The following is an 18,006-nucleotide window of genomic DNA, read 5'->3' as shown; positions in this document are numbered from 1 at the left end:
AGAGATGTTTAGCGAAACTCGTTTCCGACGTCAACAACAATTTTGATGTTTTTAGCGGATCGAACTTCGATCCTACCAAGCTTTCAGTATTCCGGGCATGCTTCATCGCTCGCAGAAATGAGATTACCTCTGCGTCTACTATTCCTCAAGCCACTTGCGGAGCCTGAAGACTTTTGATGTTCGTCAGAGGAGCCGCGAAGACTTGCCATTTGCTGGCAGCTACGGCTCGTGGCGTCGATCAGGATCTTTGAGAAACCCTGATCAGACCCGGCCTTCAGTGGAGTTCTCATGGAACTCTTCTGACGCGGTGTCTGTGACATGAAGCCTGCCTGGATCTGAAATCCGGCGGGGTTGCGGATATGTCGATTAGCCGGCGCTTTGTCAACACCTCCTCAAACGGATTTTGCATTTTCCCCTCCCCGTTCGGAGAGGCATGCTTAACAGTCCCTAAAACCCTACGGGCCGAAGCTTGGCCGTCCTTGATCCGCATCAAAGAGAGGGAGTAAACGGACGGAAGGGATGTCCTATGTGAGCAGTCGAGCCAGCGGAAAGAAACCGGGGACCGGCCGGTCCCCGGAACGGCGGCAACCCAAGCGAGAAGCTGGAAAGAGCCTTTGCGGGCAATCATCAAGTGCCCTCCCCCTCTCCTCGCAAGGGCTCTTTCTCCGGTCTCTCCGGTCATGCAGGCTTTCCTCGCCGCTCCCCATCCCAGCCTAAGACATAGGCGCCTACCTGCTCCTGCCGATGATGGCATAGCGGCTCTCCGTCTCCCGATGGCGACGCGTAGCTTTCACGATGGACTCGGCTGGATCGCAGGACCTAGTTCAGAGTAAAGCCGTGGTGGTGGAGTCCTGGCGTCAAGAACCGCGGGCAAAAAGCGGGATATCGCCAGGAGGCATAGTGCGGTCGCGCGTTGGAAAGGCAAGCAGGGCGGGTTGCCCTAAGCCGTTGAAAAGCGACGAAACAGACTAAAGCGCAAGCTTCGAGGATGGCCAGTTGCCGACCAGCGCAACATCGGCTCCTTGGATCACGGCCGTTGCGCGACGAAAAACAGGCGCGGGAAACGCAGGAGCACCTTCCCGTCAGCCTGAGCCGGATAGGCCTTGGCGATTTCCTTTGTATAGCGACGGAGGTACTCGGCCTGTTCGTCTGGGGAGAGCCGGTCAAGATACGGCTTCAATCCGGTGCCCTTGAACCATTCGACGATAGCGCCGGCGCCTTCGAGAGGATGAACATAGGTCGTCTGCCAGATATCGGCCGTGCATCCGGCCTGCTGCAAACACGCGTAATAATCCTCGAACGAGCCGATCTTCCCTTTCGCGTCAGAGGCCGAAGCCAATTTGGCTGACCAGGGACCGTCATTCGCAACCTGCTCCATGAGGCGGTGTGACGGCTCATTCAGGTTGTTAGGCATCTGCACAGCCAGGCAGCCGCCCTTCTTCAGGAACGAGACGAGACGGGTCAGGAGACCCGGATGGTCAGGGATCCATTGCAGAACGGCATTGGCGAAGATCAAATCGAATCTCTCCTCAGGCTGCCATGTCGCAATGTCAGCTGCCTCGAACGTCAGGCCTGGAAGTCGCTCTCGCGCCTTGGCGAGCATCCCGGGAGAATTGTCGAGGCCGCTCACCTGTGTGCTTTGAAAGCGCTTGACCAACAATTCGGTGCTGTTTCCCGGACCACAACCAAGATCCACACAGCGCTCCGGGGCCGACAGCGGCACCCGCCGGAGCAGGTCGACCGATGGACGCGTGCGCTCGTCCTCGAACTTGAGATACTGCCCTGGATTCCAGTCTGCCATTGTGGGCTCCTCCTCACCAAACTCTGTCGGCGACATCCCATGCGCTTGACGCGCTCACCTGATCCCTGAAGCGATGTTCGGCCGCTTTCCTTTCAGGGGCGCGATCCGACAGGCGCAACCGTCGCGGTCTCCATGCCGTGAGCATCAAAGATCTTTCTGATGGTCCCATCGCTTTTCAGATCCTCGATGATGCGGCTGAAGACCTTCAGCGCTTCGGGGCGTCCCTTTGGGACGGCTACGGCAGTGCCGGCAGCATGAAAATGGCCGTCCAGCATTCTGGCACCAGGAAATCGTGAAAGAAGACTCTGGAGAGACTCCTTGCCGAGAGCAAGCGCATCGACCCCACCGTTGCGGAACTTCTCGAGAGCATCCTCAAGATTCGAAAGGCCAACAGCCGTTGTCTTCGTGAGCGATTTGCGGGCACTGCGGATCGTGGCGGTGTTCTCGACACCGTAAATCCGGACGCCTTCACGATCCACATCCTCGATGTTGATGATCGAGGATCCTGCCGGAACCATGTAGGTGCTCTCGCCGAGAAAGTAGTTCGGGCCAAAGTCGACGAGCTTCTTTCGCTCGGCATCCACAGGCGTGAATGACACGTCCCATGCTCCTGACGAGGCTGTCTCGATGATGGCGCCTGAGCTGGCGCATGCGACCAGGGTCAAGGGCACACCGATGCGTTCCGCCATGAGCTTCGCCAGATCGACGGTCGGGCCGCGTGGCTCGCCGGTCTCTGTATCGCAGGCGGTCCAGACTGCCGAGAGGGCGCTGCCTACCGCGATGGCCACGCGCAGGCTCCCCGTTGGGGCCAGAACCTTAAGCAGATCGTTATCGAGATCCGTCTTCATGCAGCCCCTCGGAGCTTTGTATCTGCCAGAGCATCACCGGACTGTTCCGGATTACGCGCTAGCTTATGACCCGGATCGGTTTCCCATCAAGGAAGGCTTTGAGGTTCTCGATCGATTGATTGAAGAACAGCCGATAATTCTCCTCGGTCACGAATCCGATATGCGGGGTCGCAACGACGTTCTGCAGATAGCGGTAGGGATGTTCCAGCGGCAAGGGCTCGATGTCGAAGACATCAAGACCCGCACCAGCGATCCGGTGGTGGATCAAGGCGTCAAGGAGCGCAGCTTGATCGACCAGCCTCGGGCGCGACGTGTTGATGAGAAAAGCGGAGCGCTTCATCTTGGCGATATCGGCAGCCGATACGATACCCTCTGTTGTGTCGCTGTGGGGAATGTGGATCGTGATCACGTCCGAGTCGGCAAATAACTCCTCCTTGGACACGCATTCGACCCCGTGTGGTGCGGTCCTCTCAGGCGTCAGGTTGGGACTCCAGGCGACGACCCGCATGCCGAAGCCCTGTCCGATCCGGGCGACGGGCTGGCCCATGTTTCCCAGGCCGAGGATGCCGAGTGTCTTGCCGGCCAAGCCCAGTCCAAGGCCCAACTGCCAGCCGCCGTTCCGCAACGAAGCCGCCTCGAGGGACATCCGGCGCATGAGCATCAGGATCAAGCCCCAGGTAATCTCCACGGTGGTTTGATGATAGGCCTCAGTCGTGCACACCGTGATGCCGAGATCCCGGGCTGCTGGAAGATCGATCGAGCGCGCATTGCGCATGCCGGTCGCCAGGAGCAACTTCAACTTCGGCAATCGCTCCAGCGTTGAACGGGGAAACTCCGTCCGCTCGCGAATCCTGAGAACGGCATCGAACTCGCTCAGACGATCGATGAGTTGCTTCTCCTCATGGACGTGGTCCGTGAACGGCACGACGACGGCATTGGGAATGCTGCTCCAATCCGCCAGTTTGAGAGCTGATGCCTGATAATCATCAAGGATCGCTATGCGCATAGGCTAGACCTTTATGAAGAGGGAGGTTCTTTGTTCCGGGGAGAATCTGCTTGCGCCTCAGTGTGAGCGGGCGGTTTCGGCAAAGGGCACCAACAGCTGGCCTCAACGAAGAAACCGCGCTTGCTGACCCAGCATTGGGTGACCGCCCGCCAATGGGAAATCTCGTAATCTCCATATTTCGTGAAGCACAAAATTTCCTTGCCATCCTTCGGGGCCGTCTCCATGGGCCGCCAAGGCCCATAACCGGTCTGGTCCTGAGTATCCTCATGAATCGCAACCATGAGATCCTTGATGACCTCCCATATTTTGATCAGCCACGAGGCTGTGGCTGATCTGTTCCGCCGAGGTTTTCAAATAACTTATCCGAAAACCTCAGCCCTGGCGCATGCAATCGCTTTCTTACGGCACCCAGGTCGTCTCGGGTGCTTCCTGCTCCGTTCTGTTTGCAAAGGAAACCGGCGCTTCGACCTTTCGAGCCCCCCGAAGGCTGCTCACTTGGAGCAGGCGGGTCAATTGACCAATATCCGCAACGGACTCAAGGGTCTCCAGCCGCTCGAAGAGCGGAGCAATCTGCTCCCGCGGCAATGAGCGACTCGCACAGTCCTCGAACTTCTCCCACAGCTCATCCGAACTCATGGGATTATCACCGCCGCGCCCGACCAGATTATCCACCCGCCTTGACAGCATGCGACCGTCCTTGAGCTCCACGATCACTTCAGCGCCCCACTGCTCTGCGGCATCGTCGGCCATGTCGGGATGGGGACGCGCCTCCGTGATTTGAAGAAGACGGCGGATCGTGGGCTCATTGTGAGCCTCTCCCTCGAAGTCTTTGAGACGGACAGCTCCATCCAATAGGGCGCGCGCCACGACATATTGAACGCTGAACTTCGCCTCAACGGGAGTTTTCGGATGCGGCGTGTTGGTGTGGCGCAGCCGACGTCCGTGAGGGAGAACCTCGAGCCGGGTAACATCGTCTGCCGTGATCCCCTCCTCGCGAACCAGGTTCAGCATCATCATGATGGCAGGATGCGTGCTTCCGCAGCATGGGAACTGCTTCAAGCCGACATCTGAACTCTCGATCTCGAGTGGCTCCGCCCAGCCGGCGAAGAGTTTCTCTGCATCGAATGTTCCAGGTCCGTTGAAAACGTTCAGGAAGCCCTGATGGTGCTCAAGAACCGAGGGATTGGCATCGAAGCCGTTTTCGGCAAGCAACGCTGCAAGCAGCCCGTTGCGCCCGCACTGCCCGACATGAAGCGGCTTGGTCATGGTGCCGAAATTGGCCTTGATGCCGCTTGCGAGCGAAGCAGCGATGGCAAGAGCCATCGTGGTTTTCTGCTGGTCCAGCCCGATCAGATAGGACATTGCAGCCGCGGCCCCGAAGGTTCCAAGCGTCGCGGTGGGATGCCACCCTTTGTCGTAGTGGTGGAAGTGGACGGCGCGAGCGAGCTTGAGCTCGGTTTCCACCCCGACGATGTAGGCGAGAAGGACCTCCTCGCCGGAATACTTCCGCTCCTCGGCGACCGCCAGGAGAGCCGCCACGAGGGGCACCGAATGATGCCCGCCGAAGACGCTGTTGAAATCGTCGTAATCCAGAGCGTGAGAGGCCGTTCCATTGATCAGAGCTGCATCGAGCGCACTCGTGCGCCGATCCGTACCGAAGATCAGGGAGCTGCCGGGAGCCTCGGCCACACCGGGCGTCCGCAGCAGGATCTGAGTGCAGTCCTCCGGGATGCCTGCCAAAGTCACGCCCACCGTATCGAGAAAGCATGTCTTGGCCTGCTGAAGCGCCTTTTTCGTCACCTGCTGCTTGTTGAAGCTACGGATTTTCTCGGCAAGGCGCGCCGCTAGGGATATCTGTGCCAGTTGGTTTATGTCGTTCATGAGCGCCTCCTCATGATCGTGTGGCAGCATTCCGGCCGGCGATGCGGCCGAATGTGGCTCCGGAGACAAGACCGGTTCCAGCCGGGTAGTTGTCATAGAACAGACCGCCGACCATTTCGCCGCAGGCGAAGAGCCCCGGGATAGGCCGCCAATCGGTCCCGATCACCTGCGCATTCTCGTCGACCTTCAGGCCGCCGAAAGTGAACGTGATGCCGCCGGTCGCGCTATAGGCATAATATGGCGGCTTATCGATCCGCAGCGCCCAGTTCGTCTTCTCGGGATTGAGGCCGCGGGACCGCAGCCCGTCCTTGCGGGTCGGATCGTATCCGTCCTGGGGATCACGGGCGCCTGCATTATACTCGAGCAGCGTTTTCAGCGCCTGCTCCTTGTCGTCGATATCGAGCTGTTCCAAAAGCCCTTCAAGCGTATCGGACACGATCGGCGTGCTGGTTTCGTAGCGCGGCTCGAGAAGATGGACGACCTTCGAGTCGAAGATCTGATAAGCCTTTCCGCCAGGCTCGGCGAGGATCGCCCGCCCGAACTTTGCATAAGTGAAGAGCGCCCCATCCTCACCCTCATCCACGAAGCGGCGCCCACGACGGTTGAGCATCACGCCATAGACATAGCTCAGGCGGTTGCTGCGATCCGTCAGCTCGCGAGGAGCGAACTCGCCCCAATCCGCACTGATGGGCGTAGCGTGGCAGCCGCTCCATTGGCCCCACGGCATCGCACCGATCGCCATGGCCATACGCAGGCCGTCGCCTTGATTGTGAGGCGTTCCACGCACTTTGGCGGCCCCGACCAGAGGCCCGATATGCTGAGTGCGCATCTGCACGTTGGCTTCGAACCCGCCGCAGCCGAGCACGACCGATTTCGTGCGGATCGTACGAATGCCTTCGTTGTCACGAACTTTGACGCCGTTGACGCGCCCTTTTTCATTAAGACATAGCTCGATCGCAGCGGCGCCATACTGGATATCGATCCCCATCCGCTCCGCCGTCGCAAACCAGCTCCGGGACAGACCGACTCCCTCATGCTCCGCTCGAACGACGAGACCACGCGCCCAGATCATCACGTTGTCTTTTCTGACGGCGGACAGGGTGATCGCCGGCTCCATTTTCACGCGGCCGGTCTTGTTCATCCAGAAGACCGTATCCTTGGAATTGTTGACGAGGACTTTCGAGAGAACGGGATCTGTCCGCCCGCTCGTCACCCTCATCAGGTCACCGTGATAATCTTCCTTCGTGTAGGGCGCGATACCTTCGTAGAAGTTCTCGTATTTCTCGTCCGCTCCGGGGACAAGGGGCGCGATCTCTCGGGGATCGTCGAAGGCGAAGCGCAGCACTCCGCCACTCCAATGGGTGTTCCCGCCTCGCATCTCACGAGGTGCCTTCTCGAGCACCAGAACCCGCTCCGCCCCGTTCTCCTTGGCGGATACGGAGGCTGCTAATGCAGCATTACCGGCACCGACGACGACAACATCATATTCTTCCATGGTCTTCCTCGTTTCCTCCGCGCCTGGCCTGCTGGACAAGGGTCCAGCAACCGGTCATCTTTCTGTTCTTGCCCTCACCAGGAGCATTACCGCCAACTGTAGACAGTTGTCAGTTTTCTACAGGAAAGGTTCCCGCATTGCAATGCTTCCTGCATTGCACCAAGTTCGGATCAGGGCAGACGGAAACGCATTGGCAGCATGAGCCAAAACGCATCGAGCCGCGCCGGATTCCGGCGCGGCTCGATGCGTTCAGATGGCAGCGATCTTTAAACCCGCTCTCTGCAGAGCTCGGCGCTAGAGCATCGGACGAGAAAGGTGGATTTGCATTTTTTGGGACGCATCCGATGCTTCCTTTCTAAGCAGCGCATCGTTTGAGCGGAAAACCGGGTCCACTTTTCCGCACGATGCGCTAGGCCACTGGCGGCCTGGAACTGCGCCGTGAGACCTTCTTTGGAGCGGGCGGCATCTCGACGGATGAAGTTGGCCCACCCTCCTCCGAGGAGGCTCCAAGTTGCGCCTCAACGTGGAGCCGTGCATTGCGGATATGCGCGCGCATCTTCTGTTCTGCGAGTTCTGGATCGCGCTTAGCGAGGGCAGCGACGATTTCCTTGTGCTCCTCGAAGGCATTTCTCGCGCGCCCCCGCAAGGTACTGGACTTATAGCGGTAGACACGCAGCAGATCGTACAGATCACCGCACAGCATTTGGATCAGGCGCTCGTTGCGGCTTCCCTTCACGATCCGGAAATGGAAGTCGAAATCCTTGCTTTCCTGATAATAGCCTGCCCCAACCTGGATGCTCTTGCGCGAGCCATGCTCCTTCAGCAGAGCTTCAAGACCAGCGATCTCTTCATCGGTCATTCGCTGCGCCGCCAAGCCGCAAGCAATCCCCTCCAGGGCTTCGCGAACGACAAGAATATCGGACAGGTCAGAGACCGACAGGGCCGCCACGCGCACGCCAATGTTCGGCGTTCTCTGAAGGAGCTTGCGCCCCTCGAGCCGTCGGATGGCCTCCCGTAAAGGTCCACGGCTCACCCCGAGAGATTTCGCAAGGGCCTGCTCACTGATCTTGCTGCCTGGAGCAAGCTCTCCGCTGATGATAGCGGCCTCGAGTCGTTCGGCCACGACGTCTACCAAGGATTGGGCCTGAACCCTGCTGTTCAAAAGATCGCTCATAGGAAATTCTGTTACCCTAATAGACTGCCGAGTGGAAGCCGTGGATTGCGCCCTCTCCTATGAGCGCCGGACCTTTCTGGCAATAGAAACCGACAAATAACCAGGACATCAACACGTTACACGCTTTTGGCGCGTGATCAGGCGCACTGTCTGGGATCAACGCTCCGTATTTAAGTTGATCGCTTCACCCAAGCCTTCTCACCACGACGTCGATGTGAACTCCGTGCATTTAAGCATGAACGACACCGAATTGCAAGATTGCGTAAACTGTTGACATTTTACATAACGAGTGCTGTCAATGCAACATCGCGAAGTCACAAAGATTGGATGCCCCATGCTCCACGTTCGTCACAATGCCGAGGTTGCCTCATCCAATGGGCCAGCGAGCAGCTTGGCGCGGTTCACGGCGGATCTGCAGTACGGAGACATTCCCGCCTCTGCCATCGATCGAGCCAAAATGCTTATTCTCGATGCATTGGGCGTTGGCCTCGCATCGAATGCCTATGACTATGCTGAAAGGGTTGTTGCCGGAGCGGTTGCGCTGGGCGGAAGCGGCCCCTGCTCCGTGATCGGGCGCGCTGAACGCCTGCCTGTCCGCGACGCGGCTCTGGCGAACGGAGTTCTCATCCATGGACTGGATTTCGATGATACGCATCTTACCAGCATCGTTCATCCGACGGCTGCATGCTTGCCTTGCGCACTGACTTTTGCAGAGTCTCTGAAGGCAAGCGGTCAATCGCTGCTCACGGCCTATGCGGCCGGCATGGAGGCTGCGGTTCGAATCGGCGGATCTGTCAAAGGCGGATTCCACCATGTCGGATTCCATGCGACCGGAGTTGTCGCCCATTTCAGCTCCAGCATCATTGCCTCAAAGCTCCTCGGCCTGTCCACCGAGCGTATCGTGGCCGCCCAGGGCATTGCGGCCAGTACGGCGGCAGGGATCCAAGTCTTCCTTGAAGAGGGCGCGTGGACCAAACGCTTTCATCCAGGCTGGGCCGCTGTCGCTGGCATCACGGCCGCGCGTTTGTCGGAGAACGGCTTCGTGGGTCCATCGCGCCCCTATGAGGGCAAGTTCGGCCTTTTCCAGACTCACCTTCACGAATATGCGAAGGATGTGGATCTGAGCTGGATGAGCGACCGGCTCGGTGAGTATTGGCATTTCGCCGACACCGCCATCAAACCCTATCCGGTCTGCCACTTCATTCATGGCTGCGCGGATGCCGCAATCGAGCTTCATCGGGAACTCAATCCGGATGACATTACGGAAGTCGAGGCGTTTTTGCCGAAGGATACACTTCACATCATCGCGGAGCCAGCAAGCTCGAAGGAGCGTCCGACAACTGATTACGAGGCCAAGTTCAGCGCGCAATTCGTTGTCGCGACATGCCTCATCAAGGGCAGGTTCGGCCTTCCCGAACTCCAGGCTGATGCGCTCGCCGATCCTCAGGTTCGGGATCTGGCCACGCGGGTCCGCTGCCACGCGGATCCGGATTCCGCCTTCCCGAAATTTTTCTCGGGAGGCGTACGGGTGACGACCCGTGACGGGCGCCAGCTGACACGACATGTCAGGGTCAACAGTGGCGCAGGAGAGCGGGCTCTGCCGCTTGAAGGTGTCGTAGAGAAATTCATGGCCTCGGCATCGCTTGGGGTGTCGCGTTCGAAGGCGGAAGAAATCCGGGATGCTGTTTTACAGCTCGATACAATCTCAGTCGAACAGCTCGCGAATGCCCTTCGCTATGATCGGCGCGCCTGATTCCTGTGCGCCATCCACCAAAGAGCTGACGTGTGTACGCTGGTTGAGCCCCGTCGTGGCTCACCAGCATACAGAATAGCCAATTAGAATGGATGAGATCTTTCGAGTTCGGTCTAGGCAGGTGATGCGAGCACACGCACCGGATTGCCTGCCCGCCAGGCCGCAATGCCATCAACGGTGTCTTCAAAAAAGGCCCGGTAGGCCCCCTCCGTGACATAGCCGAGATGGGGCGTCAGCACAGCGTTCGGAATTGTCCGCAAGGGATGCTCGGGAGGGAGCGGCTCCTGGTTGAATACATCGAGGCCCGCCGCACGAATCCGCCGGGTCTGCAAGGCCTGGACCATCGCTTCCTCGTCGATGATCGGACCGCGGGACGTATTCACGAGGATGGCGGACGGCTTCATCAACCCGAACTCGTGAGCGCCCACGAGCCCGCGGGTTCTCTCGCTCAGGATCAGATGGATCGATACCACGTCCGAGATGCGAAACAGTTCGTCCTTGTCGACGTGCCTGGCTTGAAAAGATGCAGCCTTTTCCTCAGTGAGATTCTGGCTCCATGCGACGACATCCATGCCGAAGGCCCGCGCGATGGGCACCATGCGGCTCCCCAGCTTGCCTAGGCCAAGGAGGCCGAGCGTCTTGCCGCCCAGGGAGAGACCGATGGTTTCCTGCCATCCTCCCTCCCGGACATGGCGATGCTCCTCCGGAATTGAGCGGGCACAGGAGAGAATGAGCCCCCATGCGAGCTCAGGCGTCGCATATTGCGATTCTCCCGGGTGAGTATGGCAGACAGTCACTCCGTGTTGGGCTGCCGCTTCCAAGTCGATGGTGCGGGTTCGGGCACCGGTCACGATCACGAGCTTGAGACGAGGCAAGCGCTCGATCAGTTCTCGCGGCAGCGGCATCCTCTCACGCATGAGACATAAGACATCGAAGTCCGCCAGCGTATCCGCGGCCTCATCGATGGACGAGAGGTTGCGATCGAACACCTGGATGTCGTAGTCCGGTCCGAGCGTGTCCCAGTCTGCATACTGGAGAGCGACACGCTGGTAATCGTCGAGGATCGCAATGCGCATTGAACTCTCCGCTGAGATTGAACCGTTTCTACAGCTCTTCGATCTCGACAGGGAAGAGGCTGACCATGTCGTCGACCTCCATGAGGTGGAACACATTGAAACGATAAGCTGAGCCTGTCACGACCTCGGGCGGAGTGAAGGGAAATGCCAGATTGCCGGCCGTCGAGATACGCCCCTCATACCCATGATGGAGTAGGTATTGCTTGGTCGTTCTGACGACCTCCTCTGCCCTCTCTGCGCTGGGGGCAATGCACTCGCCCAGGATGAAAACCTCCCGAGGCAGCGGGTCCGGAGCCGTTCCCCAGTCCCGGACGCCATCCGCGCCATAAATGCGGAAGAACAGCTTGTAATCCTCCTCGGTGTCCTCGCAGACGAGATCGCGGACGACCGCCTTCACGCTCTCCAGAATCATCTCGTATCGTGCAATGAAGCGAGGATCGGCAGCGCCACACAGGAGAAGCGCCCGGAATCCCACTGATCGTGCGCCCTCGAGCTTGATGGTCAGCCGCTGGGCTGGTTCGAAGACAGCACCGGCGACCCGTGTCCTTCGGGAATCGAGTGCGGTATACGTGACGTTTCTTAGATCGATGCGGCCGGCCGGCTCGCGGATCTCGTAAGGATCAGCCTGTTCATAGAGACTGTGGGCAGCCACGGAACTCGGTGTCGCCGCACGGTTGGGTGCCATGCTTTCGAGATCGAAGCCTTCATCGTCCAAGGTCGCCAGAATGGTATCGCGCCCGCCCGGAATGCAGCAGAGCGACGCGCATTCGACGATCTTCGCCATGTGGGTTGCGATGCCCGCCGGGAAGCCCAGCATGATGGGAACGGCCGCGAAAATGCCGGTGTCGCAAGCCCGGCCCGCAATAACCACATCGGCTCCGGCCATCAAGGCTCTGCGGAACGCCTCGACACCCATCTGGCCGACAAGGTTGGTTGTGGCGTCGACCTCTTCTTCGGTGAGATCCGGCATCGTATCCAGAGAATGGACGCGCCCTGCCCTGATTGCAGCTTTCACGGCCTCCCGCGGAATGTCCGCCGGAATGACGGCCATCCTGAAATGAAGCCTCTCTTCGCGGGCAATCTCCCGCACGAGATCGACGGTCTGTTGGAGATGCGGGGCGGCTCCGGCAGAGCCGGCGGAGCCGATAATCAAGGGAATGTTGAGCTGTCGCGCGGCTTTCAGCACCTTGCGCAGGTCTCGTTTGGCACCCACCCGCGTCGGCGCCATCGTACCGCTCCCCAGATAGTGCGGGCCGATGTCGATGGAACCCATGTCGCACCCGATCATATCGGGGTTGCGGCGCAAGCCTTCATTGAGCGCCGGCGTCGGAATTCCATAACCCAGTTGCCCCGAGGCTCCGAGAATGCGAAGCGGCCGGCGGCGTCCGCCGGAGAACTCATCCATGAGGCGTTCGATGGCGCTCATACTTCAATCTCCAGCAACGGTGCATGCTGCTGCGCGCCATAGACATCGCGATCTCCCGGATCCCCCGACATGATAGCGCGGGGAATCGTGATCTTCACCGCCTGGGCGGGCGCATAATCGATGACCCGGACCTCGTTCTCGGAGCGGCCATAGCGGGCCGCGACCTCGGACCGCAAGTGCGCCACCTGCGAACGGACGCGTTCGAAATCCTCAGGACGGTCGAAGATCAGATCAAAGGTGACGAGACAGGGACCAGCGTTCTTGCTGCGCAAAATGCGAGCGATCTCTTGGAGTTGCATCGGCGTACTCATGCTGAAGCCATCGAGCGCCTGACGTCCAGCTGAAGCGCTTCGATGATGGAATTCGTGAAATGGATAGTCCTGACGCCATCAGAGAATGGCGTCAGGCCGCCTTGGCTGTCTTCTCAGGCACGGCGACAAGGTGGCAGTCTGCTGGCGCGAAGCTGATCCTCACGTCCGCTCCGGGCATAAAATCGAGCGCGGAATGCACCTTCACGATGGTTCCGCCGGCCCTCACGAAATACTCCGTGTAGGCCCCCATGTAGTGCCCCTCCTCCACGCGGCCTCTCAGCTGGTTCACCGACTCATGATATGCCGCCCCCCGGCTTGCATCCGACAAATGAATGGCCTCGGGTCGCAACATGGCCTGGTACTGACCATTGGCACTGAGATTGGAAGCATCCAGCTGAATCCGCGTGCCGTCAGGCGTGACCCAGGTCCGGCCATCTGGGCTTGGGGTCACGTCGATGAAACTCGCCCGCCCGACGAAGTCGGCAACGAAGCGGTTGACCGGCCGACGATAGAGATCCTTGGGCTCGCCGACCTGCATGATCCTGCCGGATTCCATCACGATGACGCGATCTGACATGGACAACGCCTCCTCCTGATCGTGAGTCACGTAGACGGCAGCGACCCCGAGTTCACGTTGGAGACGGCGGATCTCGGACCGCGTTCCTTCGCGCAGCTTGGCGTCCAGGTTGGAGAGTGGCTCGTCGAAGAGGAGAACCTTCGGTTGCCCCACGATGGCCCGCGCCAAGGCCACGCGCTGCTGCTGACCGCCCGAAAGCTGTGATGGCTGGCGGTCCTTCAGGTGGCGCATCCCCACGACTTCCAACGCTTCATCGACCTGTTTGGCCACATCGGCAGCCGGAACCTTGCGGATCGTGAGCGGGAATCCGACGTTCTGGGCCACCGACATATGGGGCCAGATCGCGTAGGATTGGAACACCATGCCGATGTTGCGCTCATGCGGCGGGATCAGAACGCCCTGCTCAGGTGCGGAGACGACCTCGTCCCCGATCCTGATCATGCCATTATTGGCATCCTCCAGCCCAGCGATACACCTGAGGGTCGTTGTCTTGCCGCAGCCTGACGGGCCCAGCAGACTGACGAATTCTCCTCTGGCAACCTGAAATGAGATGCCGTGGACCACGGTCAGGGCACCATAGCGCTTGACGAGATTCTGAACGACGATGCTCATGGCGTTTCCTTACACTTTCTCTCAGCCGCGCCGTGCAGATGGCATCAGCCAGATGATGAGCGACATTGCTGCAAAGATGATGACGGTTGCGACCACCGACAGTGCACTCGCAAGGCCCCAATTCGCCTGTTCGAAGAACGACCAGATCGAAATGGACACCACGGAGGTCGTGGCGGAGTAGAGGAGGATCGCCGACGAGATTTCACGGAAGAAGGCCATGAACAGCAGGAAATAGGCTCCCTGCACCGACGGCCGCGCAAGAGGCAGCAGGATCTTGAAAACCGAACCGAGCCGCGTTGCTCCGCCGACCCAGGCAGCCTCCTCCAGGCTCTTATCGATCTGGACCAGTTGGCCGCCGATCGTCTCGGTCGCATACGGCAGGAAGCGCGTAACGAAGGCCATGATCATCAGGGCAAGCGTGCCGTAAAGCGGGATCGGCAGATAGGCATAGGCCCACAGAAGTCCAAGGCCCAAAACGATGCCCGGCACTCCGAAGGGAAGACTCGCGATGAAGTCGAGCCCTCTATACCCGGTCGGCCTCAGCCGCAGGGTGAAGTAAGAGCAGAGAAGGCCGAGAACCACGCCGATGGCCGCGCCAACCCCCGATACGATCAACGTGTTCCAGAAGCTGCGCATGGTCGATGCGCTTTCCCAAATGAACATGTAGTTCCGCAGGGTGTACATGCCGGTCATGGGATTGGCCGTGAACCACTTCAGCAAGGATGTATAGACGAGGATCACCATCGGCAGGAGAAGACCGAGGAACACGAAGCCGAAGCAGAGAATATAGGCAGCCCACTTCCAGCGTCCGAGCGGAATAGGTGTCGCCCGTCCGGCCTTGCCGGTGATCGTGGTCAGACGCCCGGTCCGCGTGACCCGTCGCTGAGCCCAGATCGCGCTTCCGGTAATGGCGCTGAGAGCAATGCCCACGGCGGCAGCCAGCCCATAATCTGCCGGCGAAAACCGGACAAGGAGGTAGAGCTGGGTCGCCAGCATGGTCACCTGGCCCGGAATGCCGATGAGAGCCGGAATTGCGAACTGCTCAATGGTGATAATGAAGGTGAGAATGAAGCTCGAGATCAGGGAATAGCTTAGAAGCGGCAGAGTCACCCTGAACAAGACCGCATGGGGCTTAGCGCCCGAGGTGCGGGCTGCCTCCTCATAGATTCCATCCATGCTGAGGATCGGTCCGCGCATCGTCAGATAGACGAATGGCACTTGGTGCAGCACCATGACGATGACGATGCCGAGGGTCGTATAGATGTCGATCCGAAGCCATGGCAATCCCAGCACATCGTCCACGACCGCGTTGAAGATGCCACCGGGCGCGCCGATGATGATCCAGGCCATCGCGAGAATGAATGAAGGGAAGTAGAAGGCAAGTCCGATCAGCGCCGTGATGATATTGCCGTATTTGAAGTCTGTGCGATGCACCACAAGGGCGATCGCCGTTCCGATGACGATGCAGAAAGCGGAGGAAAGAAGTCCGATCCAAAGCGTCGTGGCGATGGTCGACAGAACACCTCCGGAAAAGAGGTTTGCATAATTTTGAAGGGTCCACTCCCCTTCGATTCCCGGAGCGCTGGTGCGCAGGCTGCCGTAAATGAGGGCCGCAATGGGAATTGCGACAAGCAATATCACAATGGCATATGTCGCAACGTATACAGCATTGAGCACACGATCGTGTGATTGCCGTCGCCTGACCTTCCCGGTCACGAACTCATCGGCGGTCGCGGTGATCGCCTTATCGGTCATTGTTCAATTCCCAACTCTTCTCGCCAATGATGGAAATGGCCGCATGTCTGCCATGCGGCCATCGCGTTTTTCATCTTAGCGGACGCCGAAAACAGTGCGCCAATGCTCGACGATCTTCTTCTGCCGCTCAGGGGTCAGAATTTCTTCTCCGCTCACGACATTTGAGAGCTGAGAGGTCGCAGGGAGCTTAGATAGCGGCGGGATCCCGTTCCGGGTGACGGACAGACCGCCATATTGCTGAAGTGCCTCCTGTCCTTCTTTGGTCATGAGCCAGTTGAGGAAGACACGGGCCGCATTCGGATGAGGCGCATTCTTGGCAACGAACGCTACGTTGGCCGAGGAGGTCGTGCCGGACTTCGGGTAGACGTACCCGATAGGGGCGCCGTCTTCGAGCAGCGGGTTGAGAGGAAGGTCCGTCAATTCTGCAACGCGCACGTCACCGCGGATCACCGCTTGGATGATGCCCCCCGACCCTTCGAAGAAGCGAACCTCATTCGCCTTGAGCTTCTCGGCAGCATCGGGGAAGCCTTTATCCTCCCAGAAGGCTACGATCTGTTGGATCGACACTGACCGCCAGGGCGGGTTCATGCCCACCTTGCCCTTCCATTTGGGATCAAAAAGATCAGCCCATTCCTTGGGAGCCTCGGAATCCTTCACGAGCCCCTTGTTCCAGATAATGGCCTCACGCGCATATTGCAGCGTGAAGAGCATGTTGTTCTGGTTCACGCCGGCAGGAAAGTTGGACAGTTCCGGCGGCGTCCACTGCGCCATCCAACCCTGTTTCATGCCCTCGGTGACGCGCTCGTCCGGGAAGGTGATGAAAACGTCGGCGATGTGACGACCGGAATTGAACTCGGTCTGGAACCGCTCGATGAGCGGATTGCTGCCAAGACGGATCTGCTCCGTCTGGATCTCGGGATATTTGTCACGGAATTTCTGCAGCAATGGCTCGATGCCGTTGGGCTGCAGGTTGTTATAGAAGACGACCTTTCCCTCTTTCTTGGCGGCAGCCACCGTATCGTCCCAAGACTGAGCCTTGACCGGTGAGGACAGGGCCGCCGCCAGAGCAGTGGCTGCAATAGCCCCACCCGTGAGCCATGACTTGGCCTTCGAATACCAGCTCGATTTCATCATTAGAGCGTTCCTCCGTAACACTGAGCAGAATTGTTTATCTTGTATGCCCTAGAGGTTAGGCTAGCAGCATACAGCGAACTGTCAACAGTTGACTGGGAGGCAGGGCCCTCCTATAAGACAGATCAGAACGGCAAACTCGCGGCCGGGAGGCCAAGCGAGCTTAGCGGACAGAATGGCAAGCAGCATGTTTCACCAAAAAACGACGTCGCAATCACCCTCTGGAGCCAGAGTTCGCTTGAAGCAGTTGGTCGAGCAGCGGAACGCCCTTCTCGTTCCCGGCGCGGCAAATGCTCTCAACGCGCGGATCATCGAGGATCTAGGCTTCGAGGCTGCCTATCTGACCGGCGCAGGCTTGGCCAACACTTATCTCGGCATGCCCGACCTCGGCCTCGTCACCGTGACGGAACTCGCTGAGACTGCGGCGAGAATCACGGATGTGTGCTCGCTGCCGCTGATTGTCGACATCGACACAGGCTTCGGCAATTCGCTGAATGTATACCGCACCGTCAAACTCCTGGAGCGCAGCGGAGCGGCGGCGCTCCAGCTCGAGGACCAGATCTTTCCGAAGAAGTGCGGCCACTTCTCCGGAAAGGGAGTTGTGCCTCTGCCGGAAATGATCGGCAAAATCCACGCAGCACTCGACGCGAGGCAGGATCAGAATCTTCTTCTGATCGCGAGAACCGACGCAAGAGCCGTCGAAGGTTTCGAGCGGGCGCTCGAACGGGCGCACGCCATGACGGAAGCGGGAGCTGACATCATCTTCGTCGAAGCTCCGGAATCGGTAGAGGAGTTGCGAGCCATTGCTCAGTTGCCGGCTCCGCAGCTGGCGAACCTGGTCATCGGCGGCCGGACGCCTCTTCTGACGATCGACGAATTGCGCGAACTCGGCTTTGCAGTTGCTCTTTATGCAAATGCCGCACTTCAGGCGACTATCCGCGCGGTGCAGGACATCCTCAGGCACCTGAAGGAGCAAGGCTCCCTATCCGGCGCTGAAGAGAAGCTGGCGAGCTTTTCCGAGCGCCAACGTGTTGTCGCCAAGGAGGCGTTTGATGCGCTGGAAGCTCGCTATACCGGAAGCTGAGCCATCCTTAATCCCATCAGGCGCCTTTTCTTAGCGCGTCAACGAAAACCTAGTCTCACCATGATGAAGCCATGAG

At 59.2% G+C, this 18,006-nt stretch carries 14 protein-coding genes; 2 read left to right on the top strand and 12 right to left on the bottom strand.

Features of this window, described 5'->3' with window-relative positions; genetic code table 11:
• Nucleotides 1-1,027 precede the first annotated feature (1,027 nt).
• The 6 genes from tam to ACUXUR_RS11930 form a co-directional block, all read right to left on the bottom strand.
• Nucleotides 1,028-1,801 carry a trans-aconitate 2-methyltransferase gene (gene tam / locus ACUXUR_RS11955; RefSeq protein WP_445502569.1) on the bottom strand — a complete coding sequence of 258 codons (774 nt, stop codon included), beginning with the start codon at nucleotides 1,799-1,801 and terminating at the stop codon, nucleotides 1,028-1,030.
• A gap of 92 nt (nucleotides 1,802-1,893) precedes the next feature.
• Complete coding sequence (locus tag ACUXUR_RS11950) at nucleotides 1,894-2,649, bottom strand: transporter substrate-binding domain-containing protein (RefSeq protein WP_445502568.1); 756 nt, start codon at nucleotides 2,647-2,649, stop codon at nucleotides 1,894-1,896.
• Between the two features lie 58 nt (nucleotides 2,650-2,707).
• Nucleotides 2,708-3,655 carry a D-2-hydroxyacid dehydrogenase family protein gene (locus ACUXUR_RS11945; RefSeq protein ID WP_445502567.1) on the bottom strand — a complete coding sequence of 316 codons (948 nt, stop codon included), beginning with the start codon at nucleotides 3,653-3,655 and terminating at the stop codon, nucleotides 2,708-2,710.
• Nucleotides 3,656-4,054: 399 nt separating this feature from the next.
• The gene (locus ACUXUR_RS11940) at nucleotides 4,055-5,536 is read right to left on the bottom strand and encodes an MmgE/PrpD family protein (RefSeq protein WP_445502566.1); all 1,482 of its coding nucleotides are present in this window, start codon (nucleotides 5,534-5,536) and stop codon (nucleotides 4,055-4,057) included.
• A 10-nt stretch (nucleotides 5,537-5,546) separates the two neighbouring features.
• Entirely contained in the window at nucleotides 5,547-7,031 is a 1,485-nt protein-coding gene (gene tcuA / locus ACUXUR_RS11935) for an FAD-dependent tricarballylate dehydrogenase TcuA (RefSeq protein WP_445502565.1), read from the bottom strand.
• A 409-nt stretch (nucleotides 7,032-7,440) separates the two neighbouring features.
• Complete coding sequence (locus ACUXUR_RS11930; RefSeq protein ID WP_445502564.1) at nucleotides 7,441-8,205, bottom strand: GntR family transcriptional regulator; 765 nt, start codon at nucleotides 8,203-8,205, stop codon at nucleotides 7,441-7,443.
• Nucleotides 8,206-8,539: 334 nt separating this feature from the next.
• Here ACUXUR_RS11930 and ACUXUR_RS11925 point away from each other — a divergent pair, with 334 nt between their 5' ends.
• A complete protein-coding gene (locus tag ACUXUR_RS11925) occupies nucleotides 8,540-9,958 on the top strand; it encodes an MmgE/PrpD family protein (protein WP_445502563.1) in 1,419 nt (472 codons plus the stop codon).
• A gap of 113 nt (nucleotides 9,959-10,071) precedes the next feature.
• Here the strand turns inward: ACUXUR_RS11925 and ACUXUR_RS11920 are convergent, their stop codons facing one another.
• The 6 genes from ACUXUR_RS11920 to ACUXUR_RS11895 all read right to left on the bottom strand — a co-directional run bounded on the left by ACUXUR_RS11920 (nucleotide 10,072) and on the right by ACUXUR_RS11895 (nucleotide 16,849).
• Nucleotides 10,072-11,034, bottom strand: a complete 963-nt coding sequence (locus ACUXUR_RS11920) for a D-2-hydroxyacid dehydrogenase family protein (protein WP_445502562.1) — start codon at nucleotides 11,032-11,034, stop codon at nucleotides 10,072-10,074.
• Between the two features lie 28 nt (nucleotides 11,035-11,062).
• Entirely contained in the window at nucleotides 11,063-12,460 is a 1,398-nt protein-coding gene (locus tag ACUXUR_RS11915) for an acyclic terpene utilization AtuA family protein (protein WP_445502561.1), read from the bottom strand.
• Nucleotides 12,457-12,759: a DUF4387 domain-containing protein gene (locus ACUXUR_RS11910; RefSeq protein WP_445502560.1), complete on the bottom strand. Its 303-nt coding sequence runs from the start codon at nucleotides 12,757-12,759 to the stop codon at nucleotides 12,457-12,459. The genes ACUXUR_RS11915 and ACUXUR_RS11910 overlap by 4 nt, the downstream gene beginning before the upstream one ends.
• 103 nt (nucleotides 12,760-12,862) lie before the next feature.
• Complete coding sequence (locus ACUXUR_RS11905; protein ID WP_445502559.1) at nucleotides 12,863-13,960, bottom strand: ABC transporter ATP-binding protein; 1,098 nt, start codon at nucleotides 13,958-13,960, stop codon at nucleotides 12,863-12,865.
• 21 nt (nucleotides 13,961-13,981) lie between these two features.
• The gene (locus tag ACUXUR_RS11900) at nucleotides 13,982-15,715 is read right to left on the bottom strand and encodes an ABC transporter permease (RefSeq protein ID WP_445502558.1); all 1,734 of its coding nucleotides are present in this window, start codon (nucleotides 15,713-15,715) and stop codon (nucleotides 13,982-13,984) included.
• Between the two features lie 75 nt (nucleotides 15,716-15,790).
• The gene (locus ACUXUR_RS11895; protein WP_445502557.1) at nucleotides 15,791-16,849 is read right to left on the bottom strand and encodes an ABC transporter substrate-binding protein; all 1,059 of its coding nucleotides are present in this window, start codon (nucleotides 16,847-16,849) and stop codon (nucleotides 15,791-15,793) included.
• Nucleotides 16,850-17,084: 235 nt separating this feature from the next.
• On the opposite strand from ACUXUR_RS11895, the gene ACUXUR_RS11890 reads away from it, so the two are divergent.
• Nucleotides 17,085-17,930, top strand: coding sequence for an isocitrate lyase/PEP mutase family protein (locus ACUXUR_RS11890; RefSeq protein WP_445502556.1), 846 nt, complete (start codon nucleotides 17,085-17,087; stop codon nucleotides 17,928-17,930).
• The last annotated feature ends 76 nt before the right edge of the window (nucleotides 17,931-18,006 follow it).

It is taken from the genome of Microvirga medicaginis (genome assembly GCF_052658925.1).
The sequence above is the reverse complement of the archived record's forward strand: the minus strand, read 5'-3'. Positions and strand labels throughout refer to the sequence as shown.